At 64.1% G+C, this 23,927-nt stretch carries 16 protein-coding genes and 1 pseudogene; 7 read left to right on the forward strand and 10 right to left on the reverse strand.

Annotation, left to right across the window (positions count from 1 at the left end; all coding sequences use genetic code 11):
* Window positions 1-9 precede the first annotated feature (9 nt).
* The 7 genes from CMV14_RS16345 to CMV14_RS16370 form a co-directional block, all read right to left on the reverse strand.
* Window positions 10-1,002, reverse strand: coding sequence for a dipeptidase (locus tag CMV14_RS16345; RefSeq protein ID WP_066965222.1), 993 nt, complete (start codon window positions 1,000-1,002; stop codon window positions 10-12).
* Window positions 999-2,873 carry a CocE/NonD family hydrolase gene (locus tag CMV14_RS16350; RefSeq protein ID WP_066965219.1) on the reverse strand — a complete coding sequence of 625 codons (1,875 nt, stop codon included), beginning with the start codon at window positions 2,871-2,873 and terminating at the stop codon, window positions 999-1,001. The genes CMV14_RS16345 and CMV14_RS16350 overlap by 4 nt, the downstream gene beginning before the upstream one ends.
* Window positions 2,863-4,269, reverse strand: coding sequence for a M14 family metallopeptidase (locus CMV14_RS26840; protein ID WP_066965216.1), 1,407 nt, complete (start codon window positions 4,267-4,269; stop codon window positions 2,863-2,865). Before CMV14_RS26840 ends, CMV14_RS16350 begins: the two co-directional genes overlap by 11 nt.
* A complete protein-coding gene (locus tag CMV14_RS16355; protein WP_066965214.1) occupies window positions 4,266-5,543 on the reverse strand; it encodes a spinster family MFS transporter in 1,278 nt (425 codons plus the stop codon). Before CMV14_RS16355 ends, CMV14_RS26840 begins: the two co-directional genes overlap by 4 nt.
* Window positions 5,544-5,640: 97 nt before the next feature.
* The gene (locus CMV14_RS16360) at window positions 5,641-7,980 is read right to left on the reverse strand and encodes a TonB-dependent receptor (protein ID WP_066965211.1); all 2,340 of its coding nucleotides are present in this window, start codon (window positions 7,978-7,980) and stop codon (window positions 5,641-5,643) included.
* A gap of 52 nt (window positions 7,981-8,032) precedes the next feature.
* Window positions 8,033-8,983 (reverse strand): ornithine cyclodeaminase family protein, encoded by a 951-nt coding sequence (locus CMV14_RS16365; protein ID WP_066965207.1) that lies wholly within the window; start codon window positions 8,981-8,983, stop codon window positions 8,033-8,035.
* A gap of 24 nt (window positions 8,984-9,007) precedes the next feature.
* Window positions 9,008-9,733, reverse strand: coding sequence for a GntR family transcriptional regulator (locus CMV14_RS16370; protein ID WP_176489083.1), 726 nt, complete (start codon window positions 9,731-9,733; stop codon window positions 9,008-9,010).
* Window positions 9,734-9,877: 144 nt separating this feature from the next.
* Between CMV14_RS16370 and CMV14_RS16375 the strand changes: the two genes are divergently transcribed.
* The 7 genes from CMV14_RS16375 (at window position 9,878) to CMV14_RS16405 (ending at window position 19,848) form a co-directional block, all read left to right on the forward strand.
* A complete protein-coding gene (locus CMV14_RS16375) occupies window positions 9,878-11,119 on the forward strand; it encodes a D-amino acid dehydrogenase (RefSeq protein ID WP_066965201.1) in 1,242 nt (413 codons plus the stop codon).
* 65 nt (window positions 11,120-11,184) lie between these two features.
* The gene (locus CMV14_RS16380; protein ID WP_066965198.1) at window positions 11,185-12,168 is read left to right on the forward strand and encodes a GlxA family transcriptional regulator; all 984 of its coding nucleotides are present in this window, start codon (window positions 11,185-11,187) and stop codon (window positions 12,166-12,168) included.
* Window positions 12,169-12,333: 165 nt separating this feature from the next.
* Window positions 12,334-14,574 (forward strand): TonB-dependent receptor, encoded by a 2,241-nt coding sequence (locus CMV14_RS16385; RefSeq protein WP_066965195.1) that lies wholly within the window; start codon window positions 12,334-12,336, stop codon window positions 14,572-14,574.
* A gap of 1 nt (window position 14,575) precedes the next feature.
* On the forward strand, window positions 14,576-15,994 hold the full coding sequence (locus CMV14_RS16390) for an amidohydrolase family protein (protein ID WP_066965191.1): 1,419 nt from the start codon (window positions 14,576-14,578) through the stop codon (window positions 15,992-15,994).
* Between the two features lie 4 nt (window positions 15,995-15,998).
* Entirely contained in the window at window positions 15,999-17,294 is a 1,296-nt protein-coding gene (locus tag CMV14_RS16395; protein ID WP_066965188.1) for a spinster family MFS transporter, read from the forward strand.
* A gap of 494 nt (window positions 17,295-17,788) precedes the next feature.
* Window positions 17,789-19,333, forward strand: a complete 1,545-nt coding sequence (locus tag CMV14_RS16400) for an alpha/beta hydrolase family protein (RefSeq protein WP_192876292.1) — start codon at window positions 17,789-17,791, stop codon at window positions 19,331-19,333.
* Between the two features lie 38 nt (window positions 19,334-19,371).
* Complete coding sequence (locus tag CMV14_RS16405) at window positions 19,372-19,848, forward strand: hypothetical protein (RefSeq protein WP_408014386.1); 477 nt, start codon at window positions 19,372-19,374, stop codon at window positions 19,846-19,848.
* Here CMV14_RS16405 and CMV14_RS16415 read toward each other — a convergent pair.
* From CMV14_RS16415 to CMV14_RS16425, 3 genes and pseudogenes are all read right to left on the reverse strand, one after another.
* Window positions 19,840-20,459, reverse strand: a pseudogene (locus tag CMV14_RS16415) (dipeptidase); the annotation flags it as partial. The gene CMV14_RS16405 and the pseudogene CMV14_RS16415 overlap by 9 nt on opposite strands.
* Window positions 20,460-20,544: 85 nt before the next feature.
* Entirely contained in the window at window positions 20,545-22,581 is a 2,037-nt protein-coding gene (locus CMV14_RS16420; RefSeq protein ID WP_139114729.1) for a S9 family peptidase, read from the reverse strand.
* An 8-nt stretch (window positions 22,582-22,589) separates the two neighbouring features.
* Entirely contained in the window at window positions 22,590-23,924 is a 1,335-nt protein-coding gene (locus tag CMV14_RS16425) for a M14 family zinc carboxypeptidase (RefSeq protein ID WP_066965172.1), read from the reverse strand.
* Window positions 23,925-23,927 lie beyond the last annotated feature (3 nt).

Here is a 23,927-nt window from a genome sequence, read left to right on the forward strand (position 1 = left end):
ACTTCCTTGTCAGCGCCAGCAGGCGCGGGCGATGCGCAACCAGTTGCCGCCCAGGATGCCGCTGATCTCGGCGTCGCTCAGTCCGTCGCGGATCAGACCTTCGGCAATCTGTGGGATGGCCTCCGGCGGGACCATTGCTATTGTGCCGTCCAGGTCCGTCGGAAACAGCGACGGATTGGCCCGGACGAAATCGTCGAGCTCCGTCCGGTCGAACACGAAATCGAGACCAAGTCCGACATACTCGGGGCCGACGAGATCTACGACATAGCGGATGTGACGGAGCAGCGCCGCCACGGGATCGGACGACACCCCCAGAAACGGACCGATGCCGCTCAGCCCGATCACCCCGCCCTTGGCGGCACAGGCGCGCATCACCGCATCATCGACATTCCGCGGGTGTGCCGTCGCTCCCGCCGGGTTCGAATGCGAGAAGATCGGCGGATTGCGCGCATGTTCGATGGCATCGAGCACGGTTCGGGCGCTCGAATGGCTGAGGCACAGCACCATGCCCACTCTTTCCATCTCATCGATGATCGCGCGACCGAGCGGGGTCAGCCCGCCGTCCTCGCCCATACATCCGCCGCCGGCCTGATTATCCTGATTATAGGCAATCAGCATCCAGCGGACGCCAAGTTCGTACAGTTCCGCCACGCGCTCGAGACTATGCTCGATCGGCAGCATGCCCTCCACATCGAACGAGATGCCGAGCCGCCCGGTGGCTTTTGCGAGAGCGACGTCCTCCGCCGTCGCAATCATATGATAGCGCTCCGGACGGGCCAGCACATATTGCCGGAAATGGCGGGCCATGCCGACATGGTCGGCCCAGCTCATCAACCCGTAACCGATGTTGATCGACGCGACCGTCGCCCCGGCGGCGCTATAGCGATCGAGCTGCGGTAGAAGCTCTTCGTCCGCGCGCATCGGCATACAACCGTGATTGTCCCACACGATCGATGCGGAGAGGATATCTCGCGCGCGCGGCGATACCGGGGTGATAATCATTGCCGGTCTAGCAGGGAGGCCAGCGCCTGTCCGGCTGGGATCGGCAGCAGGACATGCGAGGGATGATCGGGATCGCAGTATATGCTTTGCCGGGCGATGATCGGCTCACCCAGCTTCCCACCTAGATTGGCGTTGCGTTCGAAGCGGGGGAAGTCCGCCGAAGCGATATCGATCCGGATCCTATGCCCGACCTTGAACCGGTTCGCGGTGGCCCACATGTCGATCTCCAGCGGATATATCTCGCCCGGCTCGATCAGGGATGGAATATCGCCGCGGTGCCGCGCGCGCAGCATGCCGGACTGGAGCTGTATCGCCCTGCCGTCGGGAAAGACGTCGGTCAGACGCACGGTGAAATCGGTATCCGTGGCCGAGGAGGACGCAAAGAGGCGCATCGTCACCGGCCCGACCACGTCGAGATCTGCAGCCAGCGGCGGCGAGGTGAAGCACACGACATCGTCGCGTGCCTGTGCCGCCTGCACGTCCACGCTCCCCGGGCTGATGACGCTGGACAATATACTTCCACCCATGGTGGGCGTGGGATCGCGCGGATCATAAGCATAGCTTACCGCCCCGCCTTCCCTCGGCGCTTCGGCAGTCAGCGTTCCATCGGCGCCCAGATACAAGGGGGTGGGCGCATATCCGGGGGCGGGCCAATCGGCGGCGGTGCGCCATTCATTGGCACCCATCAGGTAATAGCTGACCCGCGCCAATCCGCCGGTGGCACCGGCGCGCACGGCCTCATACCATTCGAGCAGAAGCCCCGGGATCATCTCGGACCGGTAGGGTCGGCGCAACTCGGGATGATCACTCATGCCCTCGCGATAGCCGATGCTGCCGTGCGAGCCGGGGCCGATGACGAGACGGCTGCCTTCCGCCACTTCGGGCTGCGCCTCGCTCCGCAACAGGGCCCATGTCGCAAGCGCGTCGGGCAAGCCCCAATCATACCAGCCCGTCACCATCAGCGCCGGCGCCATGATCGCGCGCGCCATGGCGGCTCGGTTGGCATAGGGGATGGTGTGCGCGTCATGCGCGATCGACTGGCCGAATATGGCGGGAAGCGCCTCGATCTCGGCGATCGACACCCCTTCGACATCGAACAGCTCTCGAATGAAACGCGCCCGATCGATCGAAGGCATATCTGCATAAAGCTGCCATAACCGGATGCGTGCGGCCGAGGGCGCGAATTGGGCAAGTTCGGGGAAACGCGCGATCACCGTGTCGGGCAGAGCCGGATCGAGCGGCGCGTTGAACAGGCCGGTCGCCAACGTCTCGGCGAACATCCGACGTTCCAGCTCGCCATGTGAAACCGCTTGCTTGGTCGCGCCCTTGCCGACCGACCGCGCATAGCTGTTGATGAACAGATGAAGCGCGACGGTGTTCTGGGCGACGCCGAGGCCGCTGACTTCCGGGGCGATCGCCCCCATCTTCTTATGGGTCGCCATGCACCATTGGGTCTGGCCGTCATAGGAGCCGCCGAAGCTGGCGACGAACCCATCGCACCAGTCCTGCCCAGCAATCCAGTCGACGAGATCCGGGCTATCCTCGGATTCGAAGACATAATAATCCCAGCTTGCGGGCTCGCTTTCGCCGGTGCCCCGGCAATCCTGCAGCACGACAGCATAGCCGCGGCGAGCGAACGCCATGGCCAGGTTGACACGCTTGTCCGCCATCCGCCCATAGGGCGTTCGGGTCACGATAACCGGTGCCGGCAGGATCGGGGGAAGATAGACGTCGGTGGCAAGCCGCGTACCATCGCGCATCGCCACCCACTGCGTGCGGACCCCGATCTGCGCAGGGGCGTGGCGCGCCGGCGGCATGTCGCCGCTCAGACGAGCAGGCAGACCGGGTTGACGGAGCCCCTCAACCGCCATCGGAGCTTCTCTCCTCGAGAATCGCATTGAGCGCGACCAGTCCGCTGCCAAGCTGGACTCTGGCGAGCCTGTCATAGGGGATCGCCTCGAAGGCGTCGAAGTCGACATGGGCGGCAATCCCCGCCAGCGCTTCATCGAACGCGGCTTCAAGTCGAGGGATAGCCTGCACGATCGCCGGTGTCTGCTCGGACGCTTTGAGCAGGCGGACGAGTTGATAGCTGTGGCACAGGAACCAGAAGCCGCCTTCAACCATGCACGCCTGGAACCGGTCCGCTTCCTTCATTGGCCGGTCATAGAGGCTGTTGAACAGCAAATCCTCGGTCGGGTGCATCGCCATCGGCCGGCCGCCGAGGTTGAGATTTTCGCGGGTCGGGATGACGCCTCCGCCGATCACCGCGGCGTAGATCGGGTTATTCTGATCGACATCGTCCTTCACTCGCTCCCACACCTCGATCAGCAGCGAGGCGAGATATTTGCTGTCTGCATCGATGCGCAGCTTGAAGCGCCGGAGATTCTCGCCCGTATCGCGCTCGGAACCGTCGAGCGGATGGAGCACATAGCCGAGTTCGGTCGCCATACTGACCGCTTCGGGCTTGATCTGCTCCAGATAGTCCCAGCTCTGATTGCCGAAGGGGAAGACCCGCTCGGGCGCGTCCATCCGGGGCTCGAGATAGTCATAATGCTTTCGGACGGACCAGGTCTCCATGATCCCCTCGCCATATTGCTCGCAAATCCCCTGCCACATCGGCCGACGCTGCAGGGGAAAGGCTTCGTCGTCCAGCAGCGCATAGAGGCTGTCTCGGCAATCGGGGCCCATATCGCGATTAAAATAGTAGAAGGCGCCGCCGACCCAGGCATTGTGCAGGGAGTAGTAAAAGTCAGGACGTAGCCGATCGAGCAAGTCCTTTAGTATCTGTGCCTCGGGCGATGGCTGGTCCCAACGAAGCCTCTTGTGGTCGATCGGAAAGGAGCCGTCGACCTGGCTGGTGAGGGGCTGGACATAGAAGCTGCGCATGTAGCGCTCCATGTCGACCGGCTCCAACGACCAGCCCTCGTTGAGCAAGGCACCGTCGGGGTCGATGCAGGGAATGATATGCCATTCGACGCCGGTTGCGACGAGATCGATCGCGTCATGTTCGAGAAGATGGAGCAGCCCGGCGATGGTGAGGCTGCAGATCGGCTCCTTGCAATGGGGGAAACCAACCACAAGTGCCGTCACGGTGCCTGTTCCACAGGCAATATCGTAGATCGGCACGCCATTGGGGCTCGCACCGATCACCTCAACCGAGAAGCGCGGATCGGCGCGCAGCCGTTCGGAAAGTGCGTTCAGTTCCGCGACCGAACGGAAGCGATCGAAATGCGGAAGGGCGGCCAGTACGGCCCTGACGTCGATCATGCGGGCAGTCCCTCATTTTCAAGAGCGACATCGGATGCTACCGTGCGGCTGGCCCGCCACAAATGCCACGATGCCCAGAGATAGCCCGGGCAAAGCGCGAGCAACGCATAGCGCAAGGCCTCATCGCCATAACCGGGCGTCAACATATCGCTCAGGAAGCCGACCGCCAGCGGGCCCAGGCCCACCCCGATCAGATTAGTGAAGAGATAGGTGGTCGCCACCGCGACCGAGCGCGACCCCGCGGGCACGACGCTCTGGATCGTCGCGAACAGCGGGCCGGCGGTGCCATAATTGGCCATCGCGATCAGCAGCACGAAGCCGAAGGCGACATAGGGCGAGGTGACCAGGTAGATCGCCGCGCCGAAGATGCCGGACAGCAGGAAGACCGACGTTATCGCCTTGATCTGCAGCGCTTCGTTATGCGCGGCCCGGCGCGATGCCCATTCGCCTGCGGCGAGCGATCCGACGACACCGCCGACACCCCAGATCAGCGCAAACCATATCCCGAGCTCTGCGGTGCTGAAACCATAGCTGCGGATGAAGAAGGTCGGCAGCCACTGGATCACGCCGATCCCGAAAAAGGTCAGCAGCGAATAGCCGATGACGAGATGACGATAGGTGCGGTTGGACCATAGCAGCCGAGCCGTGCTCGCGCGCGGATGTTGCGGCGCCGCGGGCTTCGCCATCGGTCCGGCCGGCGCAGCGGCCGTTATCCGATCGCGCACCGTCAGGAAGAGGATGGCGGCAAGCAACAGACCCGGCGCCCCGAGCAGCACGAAGGTCGTCCGCCAACCGACCAGGTCATTCAGCCACCCGCCCAGAAAATAGCCGGCAATCGCACTGAGCGGATAGCCGAGCATGAACATCGAGGTAGCGCGTGGCCGACTCTTGCGGTCGAAGCGATCGGCGATGAGAGCGTTGGCCGGTGCGACGCAACCCGCCTCGCCGACCGCCACACCGATCCGGATGACGAGCAGCTGTGCGAAGTTCGACGCGAGCCCGGACAGGGCTAGGGCACCGCATTGCAGCGCGGTGGTGAACGAGATGATCCCCACGCGATTGCCGCGATCCGCGGCTCGCCCGATCGGCACGCCCAGCGTTGCATAGAACAGGGTGAAGGCGATGCCGGTGAGAAGGCCGAGCTGGGTGTCACTGAGCTTCAGGTCCGTCTTGATGTCCTGCATCATGACGCCGAGCGCCGCATGCTCCACCTTGTTGAAGACCAGCGTGAGCAGAAGGATAGCGATCAGATAGGATTTGCTGTTCTTCAACATGGATGACCTTTGCGTCGTGTCGGTCACTTGAGCAGAAGCAATGCGGCCCGGTCGATCCATATAACCGGGCCGCATCCGCTTTGTGCTATCGGGTCAGCTAGCCGCCAAATTTGTAATCGAGACGGATTCCCAAGGTCCGGGGCCGCAGGCGATAGCCGTAGAAGGCAGGCACGTTGACCGAGGTACCACGCGAGGCAAACGTATCCTCGTCGAACAGGTTACGCACGAAGAGATTGACACCAAGCCCCTTCAGCGTCGTCCCCGCCGACAGGTCAATCTTCACATAGTCGCTGGTCTTGATGCTGGGCCGGTTGACGATGTCGCCGTAGGTCGAGCCGACATAGATCGTGTCGACACGGAGGTAGCTGGAATTGCCGCCGATCGGGAAATCATACTGCAGACCCAGATTGGCATTGACCTTCGCCGAGCCGGGCAACTGGTTGCCCGCCATGGCGCCCAGCGAGGGGACATCGTCGACGATCCGCGCATTGGTGTAGGAAACCCCCGCGAGCGCGCGGAAGCCACCACCGAACTTCACCGCGCCGGAAAACTCGACACCGTCGGATTTCGCGTTGCCGGCATTGGCCTGATAGGACAGCAGGCAACCGGTCGGTGGCGGCGGTGCCAGGACGCGCACGGGAACACCCGCCCATTCCATGTGGAACACCGCGACGTCGGCCGACACTGCGCCGCCCAGGAAGCTGCCCTTCACGCCCGCCTCATAGCTCTTGATCTTGTCCGAGCTCAGCCGACCCGTCTCCGCGAGCGTGACGTTCGTGCCGTCGACGAGACCATCATTGTTGACGTCACAGCGCGATGCCGGGAGCTGCGCCTGTGGCGTACCGAGGCGGAAACCCTGTGAATAGCTTGCATAGACCAGCACGTCCTTGCTGGGCTTCGCGCTGACGCTGAAGCGCGGATTGACGCCATCCGACTTGACCGTGCCCCGGAAATTCGACGTGCCCGTGAAAGGTCCTACCCGAATATCGGAAAAGCGGCGCGTATAGTCATAGTAGCGGGCACCGGCGCTGAGCGTCAGCCAGTCGAACGGCTTCGCGAAGGCTTCGCCATAGACCGCTTTCTGGGTGAGCCGGCGGACGATGTCGGCATTGCCGATCTTGTCGAGGCTGCCGGGCGTGAAGCTGTTGGTTGCGGCCGATCCCAGCCAGTAGAAAGAGATATTGGCATCGTCGGTCAGCCGCTCGGCAAAGGCGCCCACGACCAGATTGATCGGCCCGTCGAGCTTCGTGGTCACGCGAAGTTCGCCGACATGCTCCTTGTGATGGCTCGGCTGGCCCTGCGAAATGGGCAGCGCCGAACCGAACACGCCGAAGGCCTGAGCATTGGCGGACCCGCTCTTCATGAACGAGTAGCTGGCGACCAGATCGGCCCAGCCGAGATCATATTCCGCGGTCGGATTGACGATCCCGACATATTGGTCGGAGAAGCCGTAGCGCTGCCCGCGGCGCACCTGGCGATCGTCGACGCGGTACAGATTCTGATCGAACTTGCCACTATTGGCCAGCGCGACGCCGTTCTGATGATTCTCTTGATAGAGGGCGTTCAGATTCAGCGTCAGTTGGTCGCTAGGTTCGAAGCGGAGCGCGGCCCGGCCTCCCCAGGTGCGGACCGCCCCGATATTGCCCTTGTCCCCGGTGCTGCGCTGGGCCTGGAATTGCGTCACCGGCCCGGCCTGGAAAGCGGCGTCGGAGCCCGACCGGTTCCGATAGTGGCCGCTCTCATAGCTGCCATAAGCGACCAGGCGGACTGCCGCCATGTCGCCCAGCGGCAGGTTGATCACGCTCTGCAGGTCGTAATTGCTCGAGCCTGGGCCACCGGTGTGACTGAAGGCGCCCGCCACCCGCCCTTCGGTCCGGCCGAGCTTCGGCGCATTGGGAATGATGCGGACCGCGCCGCCCAGTGAGGCGTCGCCGAAGGAGGTGCCCTGCGGCCCGCGCAGCACCTCGACCCGGTTGATGTCGACCGATTTGATGTCGATGCTGGTGCCGCCGGTAACGCCCGCGCTGTTGGTCGTCGGCGTCTCGCCAAAATAGCTCGCATAGGTCGGGCCGATGCCGAAATTCTGGGCGGAAGGCACCGTCTCGATCCCGCGGATGACGATCGATTGGCCGCTGTTGTAGCTCGTCGCCGACTGATTCACGCCGGGGATGCCGCGCAGATAGTCCTCGCTGTTGACCGCGCCGCGGTTGGTGAGATCACTGCCGCTTAGCGCCGAGATGCTGAGCGGCACGTCCAGCAATCGCTCTTCGCGCCGCCGGGCGGTGACGATGATCTCGCCGTCGCCGGCCACATCCTCCGCAGCGGCGGGCGCGCCCCTGGCCGCCGCCGCATTGCCCGACTGCGCCGCCAGGGGCGACGCAAAGGCTCCGACACAGGCTGTCGTCACCAGCAACACAAATCTTCCCGACCGCTTCATTTTTTTCCCTTTGTTGATCTCAGGATTATGACCGAAGTGACTAATGGATATTTTATCCAATCTCAATGGGCAAAATTTTGGACCTGATCTCGGTCGCCGCCGCAAGCAGCAATTGCGCGACCGCAAGATCGGCCATGCCAACCCCAACCGACTTGAACGCTATGATATCGCGGAGCTTTTCCTCGGCTGGCGTGCCGCCCCTCACCAGTTCGCCAAGGTCCTTGACCGGCCCCAGCAGCCCCGCCTGATACGGGCCGATCAGGTCCCCGCTCTCGCGCAACGCGTCAGGCGTATCGACGACGAGTCGTGCGCGCTCCATGAGTGCGTCATCGGTTTCCCGCATGTCGGGCGCGAAGCTTCCGATCAGCGAGACATAGCTGCCCGGCGTGACCCAGGCTCCGCGAACCAGCGGCTGGCTGCTGTTGGTGGCGCTGCAGACGATATGGGAGGACGACACGCCACGCTCCAGGTCCGCGATTACCTCGACGCGTGGCACCACGCCGCCGAGCCTGGTCGCGACCGCTTCCGCCTTCCTGCCGTCGCGGCCCCATATGAAGACCCGCTCCAACGGTCGGACCGCCGCATGCGAGCGCACAAGCGGCTCGGCCAGCGCCCCGGTCCCGATCATCAGCATGGTTCGCGCATCCGGCGGCGCGAGCAGCGACGCCGCGAGTGCCCCCACTGCCGCAGTACGGACGACGGTCAACGCGGCCGCGTCCAGCAGGGCGACCGTATCGCCCGTTTCCGCGTCAAGCAGGACATAGAGTCCATTTACCGAAGGGTGGCCCGTCCGGCCCCGTCCCGGCGCCACGGTGATCAGCTTCACGCCAACCTGCCGCTGGTCGACGCTCGGCATGACGAGCAGAACATTGCCTGGTTGAGGTAAGTCGTAATGTGCGCGGGACAGTTGCAGTGCCACGCTACCGAAAGCCTTCTTCAGCGCCGCCAGAAGCGCGGCCTGATCCGACAATCGCCCGATCGCATTCGCATCGAGATAGATCATAGAATTCCTATGTTAAGCCTAGACTTATGCCGTCTTCATCGCGGGAAGGCCGTCACCGTCCTGCTGGCTGTCGAGGAGCTCGAGAAGATCCAGCCGCGCCCTCTGGATATGGTCGCGCGTCAACGCCACCGCCTGGTTGACCGAGCGCTTGCGGCAAAGGTCGAGCAGCCCGCCATGATCGTCCTTGGCCTGCTCGACACCGGTGCCGAGAGTCAGGACGAGACGGGTGTAGCGGTCCGTATTGACCAGCAACCCCCTGATGATCTCGAGCGTCCGCTTGCGTCCGGACGGCGCGTATAGCGCCATGTGGTAGCGCAGGTTGAACTCGCCCCACATGCCGATATCGGCGGCATCGATCTCGCGGTTATACTCATCGAGCACGGCCTCCGCGGTCCGCAGATCGCCTTCGGTCATGGCGGGGATTGCGACCCGCAACAGCTCGGGCTCGAGTTGGGCGCGCAGGTCGAAAAGCTCTTCGATTTCCGCGCGGGACAAGGCCGTGACCACATATCCGCGATGCGGATAGCTCGCCGCCAGTCCTTCGCGCTCGAGGCGCGACAGCGCCTCGCGGACCGGAATGCGGCTGACGCCCAGCCGCTCGGCCAGCGCATCCTGTCGCAGAGGCACCCCGTCCGACAACTCGCCCGAGATGATCAGCTGCCGTAACTCATCGGTAACCGTGTCGGCTATGGTGGCCCTCGCCGGCGTATCGCCCCGCTTCATCACTCGGCCAGTCTCGCGGTTACTCACCTTGCGTCCCCTTGCTGCTGCTGCCGACATAGCGGGCCAACACCCACCTTGCAATTGGATAAAATGTCCAATAGCTCCGCACTGCTAATCGGTCTTGATAGGCCGTGGAAACCGGGAATGGCTCCCCGAAAGGCATGCTGACTCATGAAGGTGATCATATTGGGCGCTGGCGTAATTGGCGTCACCAGCGCTTATTTCCTCGCCGAACAGGGCTGCGACGTCACGGTGCTCGACAGCCAGCCCGGACCGGGCCTCGGAACGAGCTTCGCCAATGCGGGGGAGATCACGCCCGCCGCGGCCGCGCCCTGGGCGTCACCGGGCATCGTCGGCCAACTTGCCCGCTGGTTGATGAGCGAGCGTTCGCCGGTCGCGATCAGGCCGTCGCTGGATCCTGGCCTCCTGCGCTGGGTCGGCGCGTTCCTCGGACAATGCAATGCGGCAAGCTTCCAGCGGAATCGCGCGACGATGGTGGCGCTGTCGCGCTACAGCCGCGAGCAGCTCGGCGAACTCCGCGAGCGCACGGGAATCGCCTACGACCATGGGACGGGAGGCTCGCTCCACCTGTTCCGAACGGCGGAGGAACTGGATCGCGGCACGTCCGACCTCGAATCGCTGCGCCAACTGGGTCTTGCAGCCGAAATACTCGACCCCGCCCAATGTCTCCTCGTCGAGCCCGGACTGGCCAAAGGGTCCGCGGCCATGGCCGGCGGGGTTCGCTTCGCCGAAGACGAGACGGGTGACTGCTATCTGTTCACATGCGCGCTGGCGGAGCTGGCCGCGACCAAGGGCGCGCAGTTCCTATATGGTAAGAAAGTCGAACGTCTGTGCCGCGATGGCGCCTCGATTTCGGCGGTCGTGGCGAATGGGGAGCATCATACCGCAGATGCCTATGTCGTCTGCCTGGGCAGCCATAGCCCGGCCCTGCTCGGCACCATCGGGCGATCGCCGCTGATCTATCCCGTAAAGGGCTATTCGCTGTCTATCGACGCACGCCGCGCCGCGGCCGCACCACGGTCGACGATCATGGACGGACGCTTCAAGGTGGCCGTCACCCGGCTCGGCGACCGGATACGCATCGGCGGGATCGCCGCACTGTGCGGGTTCGACATGAGCCTGCCCGAGCGGTTCAGGAAAAGCCTCATCGCAACCTATCAGGAACTGTTCGGGCCAGCCGACTTCGCGGATGCCCGGCTATGGAGCGGACTGCGGCCCAGCACACCCTCGGGATGCCCGGAGATAGGGCGGTTCGCGGCAGACAACCTCTATATCAACGCAGGCCATGGAACACTTGGCTGGACGATGGCCTGCGGTGCGGGTCGCCTGCTGACCAGCATCATGACCGGCGCGGCATATCCGAAATCGCTGGATGCGGTGGTGAGGCGATGAGTCCTTTGCAGACCCCGACCGCATAATCATGGCGAATGAAAAGCCTGGCATGATAGGCATTGCGCATGAGCAGCGACGATCTGGAAGAGCCGCATAAATTGGGCCTGTTCCTTACCCGGGGACATGCATTGATGTCCTATGCGTCGGTGCTGGAGCCTTTTCGCGTGGCGAACGACTTCGCCCGCAAGCCGCTCTATCAATGGCGCCATATCTCGGTGGACGGCCAGCCCGTGCTCGGCTCGCACGGGACATCCACGGTGGTGGACTCATCGATCCAGGACGCCTTCGAATATGATACCGTCTTCGTCTTTGCCGGCGGCGATCCGTTCCTGTTCGACGACCGTGCTGCATTCGGCTGGCTTCGTCGCCAGGCCCGCTCGCGGGTCAGGATGGCGGGCGTATCAGGAGGGTCGGTTCTTCTCGCCAAGGCTGGTCTGCTTGATGGATATCGAGCGACCGTCCACTGGGAGCACGAAGCCATGTTTCAGGAATTTTTTCCGAGCGTAATGCTGGAGCCAGGCCTTTTCGCAATGGATCGCCGCCGTATGACCTGCGCCGGTGGCATCGCCGGGCTGGATTTTGCAATCGATCTGGTCGAGCGTGACTATGGGGTGACGCTCGCAAAAACGATCAGCGACTGGTTCATCCGTACCGATCCTCGCCATGCCGATCACCCGCAGCGGATGAGCTTGGGCGACCGCTACGGCGTACTCAACGACAAAGTCGTCCGGGTGCTGGCGGAGATGGAGGCCAATGTCGAAGAGCCCCGCAGCCGGGAAAGGCTGGCACGGATCGCCGGGGTATCGCTGCGGCAACTGGAGCGCTTGTTCGCGAAAAACCTCGGACGATCGATTGAGCAGACCTATCTCGCCATCCGGCTGGAGCAGGCCTTCCATCTGGTCCGTAGCACCGGCATGTCGGTGACCGAGATTTCGGTGGCTTGCGGATTCGGCAATGCCAGTCACTTCACGCGGAGCTTTCGGGGGCAGTTTGGGCTTTCCCCCTCGGCCGTCCGGAAGACGAGGATCGCGGTCGACACCCGACGCTGACGTGAAGGGGAACCAGACGCGATGTCGCTGTGAGTCTGATACCCGTCTTCCTCAGCACGGCACGCTGCCGAATCTTTAATTAGGCAATCCCCCTTCCGATCAGTCAGGATGAAGGGGGAAATGATGCGGTCGATATCTAAATGCCAGGACGGCTCGTCCGGTTCTGTGATCTTGCTGGCAACGGCTTCAGCACTAGCGATCATCGCCCTGGCGGCACCCGCTTCGGCGCAGAACCGTTCCGCCGCGGCGAACGCGAACGAGGGCGAGATCATCGTCACGGCGCAACGTCGAGAGCAGCGCCTAAGCGATGTACCTCTCAGCGTATCGGCGGTAACCGCCACCGACATAGCGCGGCGCGGCCTTGTCAGCCAGGGCGACTATCTCCGCTCGCTCCCGGGAGTGAACCAGATCGAAGCCGGAGCGGCCAACAGCTCGATCATCATTCGCGGTGTCGCTGCCAGTCCCCAGAACACCGATCGCGGGGCGAAGGCGACCGTCGGCTATTATCTGAACGACATTCCGTTGACCGGCTACGTCCTGCGCGGGGGCGCCGACGTCAAGCTGGTCGATCTGGAACGGGTCGAGGTCATTCGCGGGCCGCAGGGTACGCTGTTCGGCAGCGGCTCGCTCGGCGGCACCGTGCGCAATATCGCCCGGGCTCCCAATCCGGAAAGGCTGGAGGGCCATCTGCGCGGCACCATCTCGCAAACCGGCCGCGCCGGTAGCGACAATGAAGCCGTGGAAGCGGTCGTCAACGTTCCGATCATCGAGAACAAGGTCGCCCTGCGTGCCGTCGGCTATCTGTTCGAGAATAGCGGCTTCGTGGACAATGTGGCGGCGAGCACGCCCGCGGCCGTCGCCCGCGCCAATCTTTACGGTATCCCCGAACTTGCCCGCAACGACAAGGGCGTCGGCCGGGACCGCTATATCGGCGGCCGTATCGCCCTACTGGCGAAACCCACCGAGGATCTGAAGGGCACGATCACCTATCTGCGCCAGGATATCACTCAACATGGCCTGCCGGACGCCGAGCCTGCTATCGGCAAATTCCGCCAAGCCCGCCTCGGGCTGAGCGACAATGTGGGCGGGGGGAGCGAGCGCCTTGAGGATGTTCTCAAGATCCTCAACGCAACGCTGGATTACAGCTTCGACTGGGGCGCGCTCACATCCTCATCATCGCTCGTGAAAGAAACCTATCTCGAGAAGCGTGAGATCGGCACCTTCTTTGCCAACCAGCCGCCGGTCGCTCAGCGCAACGTGGCCGATACCGAGGCGTTCATCCAGGAATTGCGGTTTGCGTCAAAGTTCGCGGGCCCCTTTCAGCTCCTGACCGGCCTTTATTACGAGAATATCGACCGCGATTTCCTCAATCAAAATCTCTTCGGCGGGCGCACTAACCTCGCGCTGTCGGGCTTTCCGAGCGCGACGATCACGAACAATTTCGAAAAGAACAGCGTCACCCAGAAGGCGGTCTTTGGAGAGGCATCGCTCGAGCTCAGCCAGTTCAAGCTGACTGTCGGCGCCCGCCATTTCGATTATGACGACCGCACGATCACGACCAATCGGGTGTCGGGCGCGGTGACCCGGCTATCGGGCAGCAACAGCGGGACAACCTATAAGGCGAATATGTCGTGGCAGCCGAAACAGGATCTGCTGCTTTACGGGCAGTTTTCCCAAGGCTTCCGGCTTGGCAGTCCGGTGGCGCCGGCAATCGCGACGTGCGATCGGGATGGAAACGGAGTCATCGACGGCACCACGATTTCGGCCGGCCCTCGAACACTGGATCCCGACAAGCTGGAATCCTTTGAAGCGGGCGCCAAATTCACTACCGCCGGTGGCGCCCTCACTGTCAATGCCGCCGCTTATCACAACAAGTGGAAGGGCGTGCCGATCAATGTGATCGTGCCGTGTGGCGCAAACGTCGCGGACAATGCCGGCGAAGCCCGCACGCAAGGCATTGAGTTTTCGGCGGAGGCGAGGCCGGCCCGCGGGCTGCAGCTGAGCTTTTCGGCTGCCTATACTGATGCCGAACTCTCCAAGGACGCCCCGCGCATCAACGGCCTGAAGGGCGACCGTCTTCCCGGGTCGCCGCGCTATACGGCATTTCTCGGTGTCGGATATGAATTCGAGCTGGGGGGCCGGAAGAGTTTCGTCCGGGCCGACTACAGTTGGATCGGGGGCTTCTTCAACAATCTCAAGCAGACGGGCATCGAAGCGGGCGACTACAGCATCATCGGAGCGCGCATCGGCACGCGGTTCGGGCCGCTCGGGGTCGAAGCGTTCGTGAGCAATCTCACCAACTCGGCAAAGCCGACCTGGGTCGACTCCACCTTCACCGGACCGATCCAGCGCCTCTACCGGCTTCGCCCCCGCACCATCGGCCTGACCGGGCAGTTCAGCTTCTGAAATGGCCATCCTGATAGAGAATGCGACGGTCATAGACGGCGTCGCCGACACCGCCCGGGAGAATTGCTCGATCCTGATCGAAGGCGAGCGCATCGTGCAGGTCGGCGACGTCGATTGCGAGAAGCTTCCCGCCGGCCTCGAACGTATCGACGCGCGCGGCCGGTTCATCATCCCCGGCTTGATGAACGCCAATGTCCATCTGTTCATGGCGGTCAATCTCGAAAGCCTGTCGCGCTACTGGGACCGCTATGAGGATATCATCCTCGAAGCGTCCCAGGTGGCGCTCAAGCACGGCCTGACCACCGTGTTCGATACCTGGGGCCCACGGCGTTTCCTGATCGCAGCCAGAGATCGTATTGCCAGCGGCGAGACGGTCGGCGCGCGCTTCTTCTGTGCGGGAAACATCGTCGGTCTAGACGGCCTCTTCTCGCCCGACTTCTTCAGCCGGGCACAGGAGGTGGCCAGCGCGGTCATGACCCGGCGGATCAACGCGATCTGGGCCGAGGATATGGGCCGCCATCTGATGTGGAAAACGCCCGGGCAGGTGAGCGCGGCGATCGACGCCTATCTTGGCCGAGGCATCGATTTCATCAAATATGCTTCCAACGAACATTATCCGGGCGCCTTCTTGGCCTTCTCGCCCGATCAGCAGCGTGCGATCGTCGATGCAGCGCATGCCCGCGGCAAAACCGCCCAGGCGCACAGCATGTCGGTCGAGGGGCTTCGCATCGCCGTGGAGGCCGGATGCGACCTCATCCAGCATTGCAACAAGACCGGCCCCGTGCCGATACCCGGCGATACGCTCGACTTGATGGCGCGACGGAATACGGGAGCTGTCGTCTTTCCCCAGACCGACGCCGGACTCGCCTGGCTGCTCGAAAATCTTCCCGAAGAACAGCAGGAAAGCTGGCGGGTATCGCACCGCAATGCCTGCAATCTCGTCTCGGCGGGGGTCAAACTCCTGCTCGCCAATGACGGTGCAATCATGCCACCCGAATGGCCGACCGATCCGCAATGGGGCAAGAGCTGGGTCACCGCACCCGAGGCCTTCAACCTCGCCAAACTCACCACCGGCCATTTCGTGTGGTTCGAAGCCATGGCGGAGAAGGGCTGTCCGCCGATGGCGATGCTCCACGCGGCGACTCGCAATATCGCCGAAGCCTATGGCATGGCCGACGATCTTGGTACGATCGCCGCGGGAAAATATGCCGATCTGCTGATCTTGGAAAAGAACCCACTGCTCGATGCAAAAAATTATCGCACCATCCTCAGCGTTATGAAATCGGGCAAGATTATCGACCGCGAGGCGCTACCCGAACACCGGCTGATGAGCCGCGACATCGAAGCGCCGTGCGAAGAGGAAGGGCGCCACATACCCTTCCTCGGCAGCGGCGGTCGTTTCCCGTTCAGCTGCTGCTGATGCCATGAGCCGCAGCTCGCCAAACCACACCTTGCTGCTGCTGCTCATGCTCGGCCTGGCCTTCAACCAAGTCGACCGGCTCGCGCTTGGGTTGCTGCTGCAGGACATCAAGCACGAACTGTTGCTGTCGGACACCCAGCTGGGCCTTCTCAGCGGGATCGCCTTCGCCCTGTTCTATTCGATCATGGGGATCCCGATCGCCCGCTGGGCCGACCGGGGCGACCGGGTGACGATCATCTCGCTGACCGCCGCGATCTGGAGTCTCGCGGTCGCCCTATGCGGTATCGCCACGAGTTTCGCCCAGCTGTTGCTGATCCGTATCGGCGTCGCGATCGGCGAAGCTGGCTATATGCCACCCGCCAACTCGCTGATCGCCGACAGCTTTGGCCGGGACCAACGCCCCCGCGCCACCGCGATCTTCCTGCTCGGCGCCCCGGTCGGGGCGATCCTCGGCTATTTCGTCGCGGGCTGGCTCAACGAACTTGTCGGTTGGCGGATGACCTTCGTGCTATTGGGAGCACCCGGGCTGGCCTTCGCGATACTGTTCCGGTCGGTCCTTCGCGATCCGAGAAGCTCGGCGCGGTCGGCATCCCTACCAGCGGGTTTGTCCGAGCCCAGTCACAAGCCATCCATCCTCGCGGCATTCACAGTCCTGTCCCGCAATCGCACCTTCCTTCATTTGCTGATCGGCTATTCGATCATGTGCTTTTTCAGCCATGGCATCGGGTTGTGGAAATCGGCGTTTTTCATCCGCAGCCATGGGCTTTCAACCGGCGAACTCGGCACATGGTTCGCGCTCATCTACGGCGTGGGCGGCATCGCCGGGACAGCGCTCGGCGGCGAACTCGCGTCGCGCAGAGCCGCCGGCGATGAAGCGCTTCAGCTGCGGACGATGGCGCTGGTCACCCTCGCCTTCGGCGCGCTCTCCGCCCTCGTCTACCTGGCGCCGGACCGTTACATCGCCTTCGGCCTGCTGTTCGTCGGCGTCGTCGGCGTCAACACGGCCATCGCGCCGCTGTTCGCCACGATCCAGACGCTGGTGCCCCCGCACATGCGCGCCATGGCGATCGCAATCGTCTATCTGTTCGCCAATCTGATCGGGATGGGCCTGGGCCCGCTCGCCGCCGGGATGCTGAGCGACCTACTGACGGCGAGCCTGGGAAGCGAGGCGCTGCGCTACGCGCTGCTCTGCCTGTGCCCGGGCTATGCCTGGTGCGCCGCGCATCTCTGGCGCGCCAGCCACACCGTGCTCGCCGATATCACGCGCCAACAGCACGGCACCCATGGCGACGCGATATGACCGGTGCGATGCTGGCGCCCGCTGCATCCGGGGATCCGGCTGAGGATATCTTCGGTTCGCTGCGACACGAGGGCGAGCGGCTATATATCGCCGCCGCCTGGCCGGGAACCGGACGTTTCCACGATGCGGCCGAACTGGACGTTGCACCCGGCGGCGACTTCGTCCTGTTCACGGCCACCTTCTTGGATGATCGGGAGAGTCCAAAACGCACCGACCTCTGCGAGCTTCGCATCGACGACGGGGAACTCTCCCGCCTCTCCCCTTGCGAAACGGGATCGCGAAAGTCGGGAGCCTATGGCCCGTGCGGAACGATCATAGCCTGTCTCCGCGACTGGCAAGGCGACGGACATTGGCAGCTCGAACTGCTCGACCGGACCCACGGCCAATCGGTGCGTCCGCCCGCACTGCCGGGCTCCGTCGAATATCTCCGATGGTCGCCCTGCGGACGGAAGCTGCTGGTCGGCACGGTCGGTCCGGGCGGGGACCGGTCGAGTGTGGAAGGCGCCGTCCGCCGAACCGCCGAAGCGGCTTGTGCCCAGCCGTGGGAACCACGGATCGACCGCGGTTACGATGACGCGGCGTGGCGGCGCCTCCTGATATACTCGCTGGACACGGAAAGCTGGGAGCCGGCCATTAACGGCCCCGTCACGGTGTGGGAGGCTGATTGGTGCGGTGATCACGCAATCGCCGCGATCGTCTCGGACGACCAGGGCGAAGGTGCGTGGTTCGATGCGCGGCTTGAGCTATTTGCCCTCGGTGCGTCGGGCGGTCTTCGGCCGTCCGGCACCCTCGATCAGCTAGGCTGGGTTCGCGGCTCGGCCGACGGAAAATGGATCGCGATCGTCGACGCCGTGTGCAGCGACCGCTGGGTGGTTGCGGGCGACCTGATCCTGATCGAAGCAGGGAGCAATTCGGTACATCGCATCGATTGCGGCTTCGACGTCACCCATGTCGAATGGCGCGGCGCTGACCATCTGCTCGTCGCTGGCGTGGATGGCCTGGAGAGCGTCGCAGCCATGGTCACCCCGTCCTCGCGACAAACGTCCGAACTGTGGCGGAGCCAGGCGACTTCGGTTGCCGGACATAGCGTCAAGATCGCCGGGCGGGGTGACAGTGGTGATTTCGTTCTGGCCGGTGAAGGCTTTGCCCAAGCTCCCGAGATCGCACTGGTCAGCCAGGGTCTCTATCGCTGCCTCTTCTGCCTGTACGCGGACCAGCCGGGCGTCCTTCCGGCATTCGATGTCCGCGCCATGGAGTGGCGAGCCGGCGATGGATTGAACATCGAGGGCTGGCTGCTCACGCCAGCTGCTCCGCCACCCTGGCCGCTCGTCGTCCAGGTGCATGGCGGACCGGTCGCGCATTGGCGCCCTGCCTGGCTGGGGAGGCGCATCCCGTCCGCGCTTCTGTTGTCCCGTGGCTTTGCGGTGCTGCTCGCCAATCCGCGCGGCAGTTCCGGAAGGGGCCGCGCATTCGCCGGGGCCGTGCGCGGCGATATGGGAGGCGCGGATGCGGAGGATCTGGTCTCAGGTGTCGAAGAACTGATTGCAGCGGGATTGGTGGATCCCGCCCGCATCGGCATCACCGGCGTCAGCTATGGCGGGTTCATGACGGCCTGGCTTCTCACGCAAAGCCGACGCTTCGCCGCCGGCGTTTCAGTGGCGCCCATCATCAACCACCAGACTCACCGCTTGCTTTCCAACATTTCCCGCTTTTCGGAGCTGTTCGTGGGAGCACCGGAGCAATTCCCCGACGGGCCGTGGCGCGAACGCAGCCCGCTGTTCTTCGCCCGGCAGGTGCAGGTGCCGACCCTCACGATCTGCGGCGCGCTCGATCGATGCACCCCGCCCATCGAGGCTGAGCAATTTCACGCCGCGTTGCGCTGCGCAGGCGCCGTGTCCGAACTCGTCACTTATCCGCTCGAGGGCCACGGCATTCGCGGATTTCCTGCCGTAATCGACTATGCGGCCAGGCTCGTCGCCTGGTTCGTCGCGCACATGCCCGCCCAATCGTTCGCATATTCCGGGCACAGCCGGCGATGATCGTAGTGGATGCAGACCGGATCGAGGGCCTGTTGCCCATGGAGCAGCTGGTGGAGGCCTTGCACCGGGCCTTCGCGACCGAGGTTCGAGCCTATGAGCGAACGCAGGTGCCGGTGCCCGGCGGAGTGGATGAGCGCCTCTTGCGGACCATGCCGGCTTTCGGCCCGGACGGCCGTGTTATGGTGAAGTTGGCCACGGTGTTCCCGGGCAATCGCGACGCGGGCCTGCCAACGATCCAGGGCGCGCTTCTGATCTTCGATGCGCATGGGCGGCCGACCGCCCTGCTCGATGCCGCAGCGGTGACGCGGCGCCGCACCGCCGCAGCCTCGGCGCTCGCCTCCCGCTTTCTGTCGCGCCGCGACAGCCGTCGGCTACTGATCATCGGGACGGGTTGCCTGGCGCCCTATCTGGCATTGGCCCATGCGACGGTTCGGCCGATCGAAGACGTAATCGAGACCCAGCCCGACATGGGCGGGACCGACCAGATCAATGGCACAGCGAAGCTGCATCACTAAATTACCCACCGGATCCCCGTCACCTAGGAAAGGCCCGAAGCCGCTCAGCCCGATCACACCTCCCTTGTCGGCACAAGCGCGCAGCAATTGATCGGGCACGTTGCGCGGACGATCGAGCGCGCCCGCCGGGCTCGAATGCCAAAAGATCGGCGGATTGCGAGCATAATCGATCGCTTCGCTCACCGTCGTGTGCCCGCATGGGTCAGGCACAGCACCATACCGTCCCGCTCCATCTCGTCGATGATGGCGCGCCCCGCCGGGGTGAGGCCGGGATCGAGATCGAGACAGCCACCGCCGGCCGCATTGTTGCGATTATAGGCGATCAGCATCCAGCGGACACCTAGCGTATGGAAGCTCCGGACAAGGTCCGGCCGGTCGACGACGGGGTCCATGCCTTCGATATCGAAGCTGATTGCCAGCAGCCTCGCGGCGCGCGCTTCGACGATGTCATCGACACTTGCCACGAGCCGATAGCGATGCGGTCGCTCGCCGATCCATGCCCGCATGGCGAAAACGACGCGGATCTGCTCGGCCCAGCCAATCGGCCCGAAGCCGATGTTGAGTGAGACAATGTCGAACCCGCAGCATAGCGGTCGAGTTGGGGAAGACATTCGGTGTCGATGCGCAGCGGCATGCAGCCGTGATTGTCCCAGATCAGGGATGACCGGATCAGGCGGGACGCACGCGTCTGGACGGTCATAGCATTGCCCCGTGCCCCCGCTGATCGGGGCGCGATACCGGCATGTGATCGTCGAACCAGCACGAGAGACGGGCGGTGAAGTCGATTATTGCCGGAAAGCCGTGCACGCCATGGCCTTCCTCGGGATAGATGACGAGGGTCGACGGCCTGCCGCAGCGCACCAGCGCATCGTGGAATTGGCGGGCCTCTTCGGGTGGCGTGCACCGGTCGAGCGCGCCACAGATGCTCAGCATGGGCGTCCGCACGGCGGCGGCACGCGTCACCGGGCTTCGGTTGGTGCAGAGCCGGGGATCGGCCAAGGCGTTGGCAAGGAATAGTTCGACGAACTCGGGAATATTGGAGAGCGCCTGCTGGGTGTGGAGGTTGGCGATTGGTGAGACTGCTACAGCCGCTGAAAAACGATCGTCGACCGTCACCAGATGATAGCTCTGCATTCCGCCATAGCTGGTCCCGGTAACCCCGAGACGATCGGGATCGGCGATGCCGCTCTCGATCAGCAGGTCGAGCCCCGACCGGCAATCCTCGGCGTCAGCCCCACAGAGATCACCCAGCACCCGTTCGGCGAATCCCTGCCCCTTACCGTTGCTCCCACGCGGATTTGGAAAGAAGAGCGCATAGCCCGCGCGAGACAGCGCCAGAAGATACGGACTCCTTCCCAGCCAACGTGGCCGCGATTGCCAGATCGGGCCACCATGGACGACCATGATCAGCGGATGCGGCCCGTCGCCCGGCGGGCGGATCAGCCAGCCGTCGATCGCAAGGCCATCGCTCGCGGTCCATTCGACCAGTATCGCCTCCGGCAATGGCGGAACAGCGCTGCCACCGAGGTCGAGCGAGACGATGACGCGATAGCGGCCATCCTCGATGATCGCGATCTCGGGCGGGGTGAAGAAGCCTTCACCCACCAGCACGCAGTCGCCGCTTTCGCCAAAGGGCGCGATGGCCGGATAATAGCCGCCGGTCGAGAGCCGGTCGCTCGACCATCGCTCATCCCAGACACCACTATCTGGATCGAGCCTGGCGACGACAGTCTCGGCGCCGCGCTGCCCGGCGACGATCATCGCTCCGTCCGGCCGCCAGGCGATCTGCCCGACGTCGACCCCATGGGTGCCGACGGAGCGTATCGCGCCCGTCAGGTCGTCGCGAATATGGAGATCACCCGCGATGATCTTGCGGTCGCTGCACAGCGCCTCGACAAAGGCGAGCGAGCGCCCTTCGAGTGAGCCGGCAAGGCAGCCGATCTGGCGCACAGGCCGATGGAGTTCCCGGGTCGGGGCGCCATCGAGCGGGACGAGGGTCAGACCGGCGGAATACCACAGCCCCTCCCCCGCCCCCGGCGAAGCGACGACGGCCAACGCCTCCCCGCCGAGCCAGTCCAACTCCCAGATATTGAGGTCATCCGGGCCAACAGGATTGGATCGCCTCCCATCGCATTCATGAATCCAGGCGCGGCGCCAGCGCCAAGGCTCGATTTCGGTCTCGATGCGGGGCGCCCAGCTGGCAGGCGGCGCCTCAGCGCGAAGGGTCGCTATGGCGCCGTCGGCACCGGCCCGGTCCGCGCCATGCCCCGCCACGACCATCGCGATCCGCGTCCCATCGGGCGACCAGCGGAAATCCTCGACCCAGCCGGGCACGACCGGCGTCGCGGCCACGACACCCGAGGCCGCATCGCCGACGACGAGTTGATAGTTCCCGGAGCCCGCCGCATCGGCGAGATAGGCAAAGCGCTTCCCGTCCGGCGAATAGCGCGGAAGGCGCTCCGCGGCGGGACGGTCGCCGACCGGCTTGCTGACGCCCGATTGCAGGTCGATTTCATATATCCGCGCGACGAGATGCCCATCGTACAGAGCCATGACCCCGGCAAACAACGCCCTGCGCCCCCCGGGATGGACGCTGAACTCCCGGGCATCGCTGATCCGCGCCGCTCCAGGCCCACGAAGGTCGCGATAGAGATCCATGGTCGCCGCATAGGCACGCTCCAGGCGGTCACCGCGAAAGAGCCCGTCAGCTGCACCGGGTCGACGATCATCCACAGCTCATCTCAGCCTTCGTTCAGCATGTCGGCTGCGGCGAAGATTGCCTCCATCTGGATCGCGGTCATCGTCTCGACCGGCACCGGCTGCATATCGCCGAGCCTTTCGAGCTCCTCGAAAATGGCCTCGGCACGCGTTGCGCCATCGGTCTTTGCCGCAAGCGCCAACCCTTCCCGATCGCGGCCCGCCTCGACGATCATATCGGCAAGCCGCGCCACCATCGAATAGCCTCGCGCCGGCACGAGCCGGTGGAAGATGCCGTTGGGGAAATAGTCGCGCATCGACAACGACCGATCCGCATCGGCCGCGGCCTCACGCTCTTGGAAATAGGACGGATAATGCCCGCCCCACAGCACCATGTCGCCGACTGCCGCCAGAAGTTCCTTCTCATCGGGCGAAGCGACCAGTCGCCCGAGCGCATCGAGGTGGCGATCGAAGAAGGCCCCGAGCGCGATGAACTGCCGTCGAGCCTCGGCCGCCTGCTCACGGGCGGTATAGCCCGAGGGGCTCTCGTCGCGAAGGCGTGCATCGTCCCACAGCGGCACCTCGGTGACGATAGTCAGGGTTCCGAAACGATCCTCGCCATAGCCCGAACTCATCTCACCATAAGGCCAGACCTCGGCCGCGGCCTGACCCTTTTCCATGCCGGCGGCGATGATCTGTCGTGCCGAAGGATACAGCATCACGCTGGGGCTCACCCAGTCGATCGGCCAGCCCGCAATGTCGAAATCGCTGAAGCTGGTGAGACCATGATCCGCGATAATCCGGTCGAGAACCGGCGTCAGCCTGGGCTCCGCGCGGCTGAGCGCGTGCCAGGCTCCGCCGAAATCGCAATGATGAAGCGAGGCGTGGAGGATGGGACGGGTAAGCGCGAAAGCCTTTTGCCATGCGACGTTCTCGGGCGTCGATGCTTCGAAAACATGGCCGGGGCAATCGATCGGAAAGGTCGCATCGGGTTGCCGGTCGAGCGCGGGGCGAAAGACGTTGGCGTTGTAGTTCCGAAGCGTTCGGGGCTGCCTGAGCCAGGCGTCGTTGAGCCGCAGACCTTCGACATCGATCGCCTTGATGAAGTGCCACGCGAAACCGCGCCGTTCCCTTTCGCCATGGGGACCCAGCAGACGGGCGATCATCCGCTCGACGGTGACCGCGCCGGCCGGCTCGTTGGGGTGCGGCACCCCCACCACCAGCACGTTGCGATCGCCCTCGCCGATGCTGATCATCTCGATCGGGCGACCATTCCAGCTCTCGCCAAGCCGGGTGATGCGAACCTGGCCGCCGGCCTCGCGCTCCAGCCGGCGCGTGTTCGCGTCGAGTTCGTCAATGCCGAGAAGGGTATCGAACATCGG

It is taken from the genome of Rhizorhabdus dicambivorans (assembly GCF_002355275.1).
Lineage (GTDB): Bacteria > Pseudomonadota > Alphaproteobacteria > Sphingomonadales > Sphingomonadaceae > Rhizorhabdus > Rhizorhabdus dicambivorans.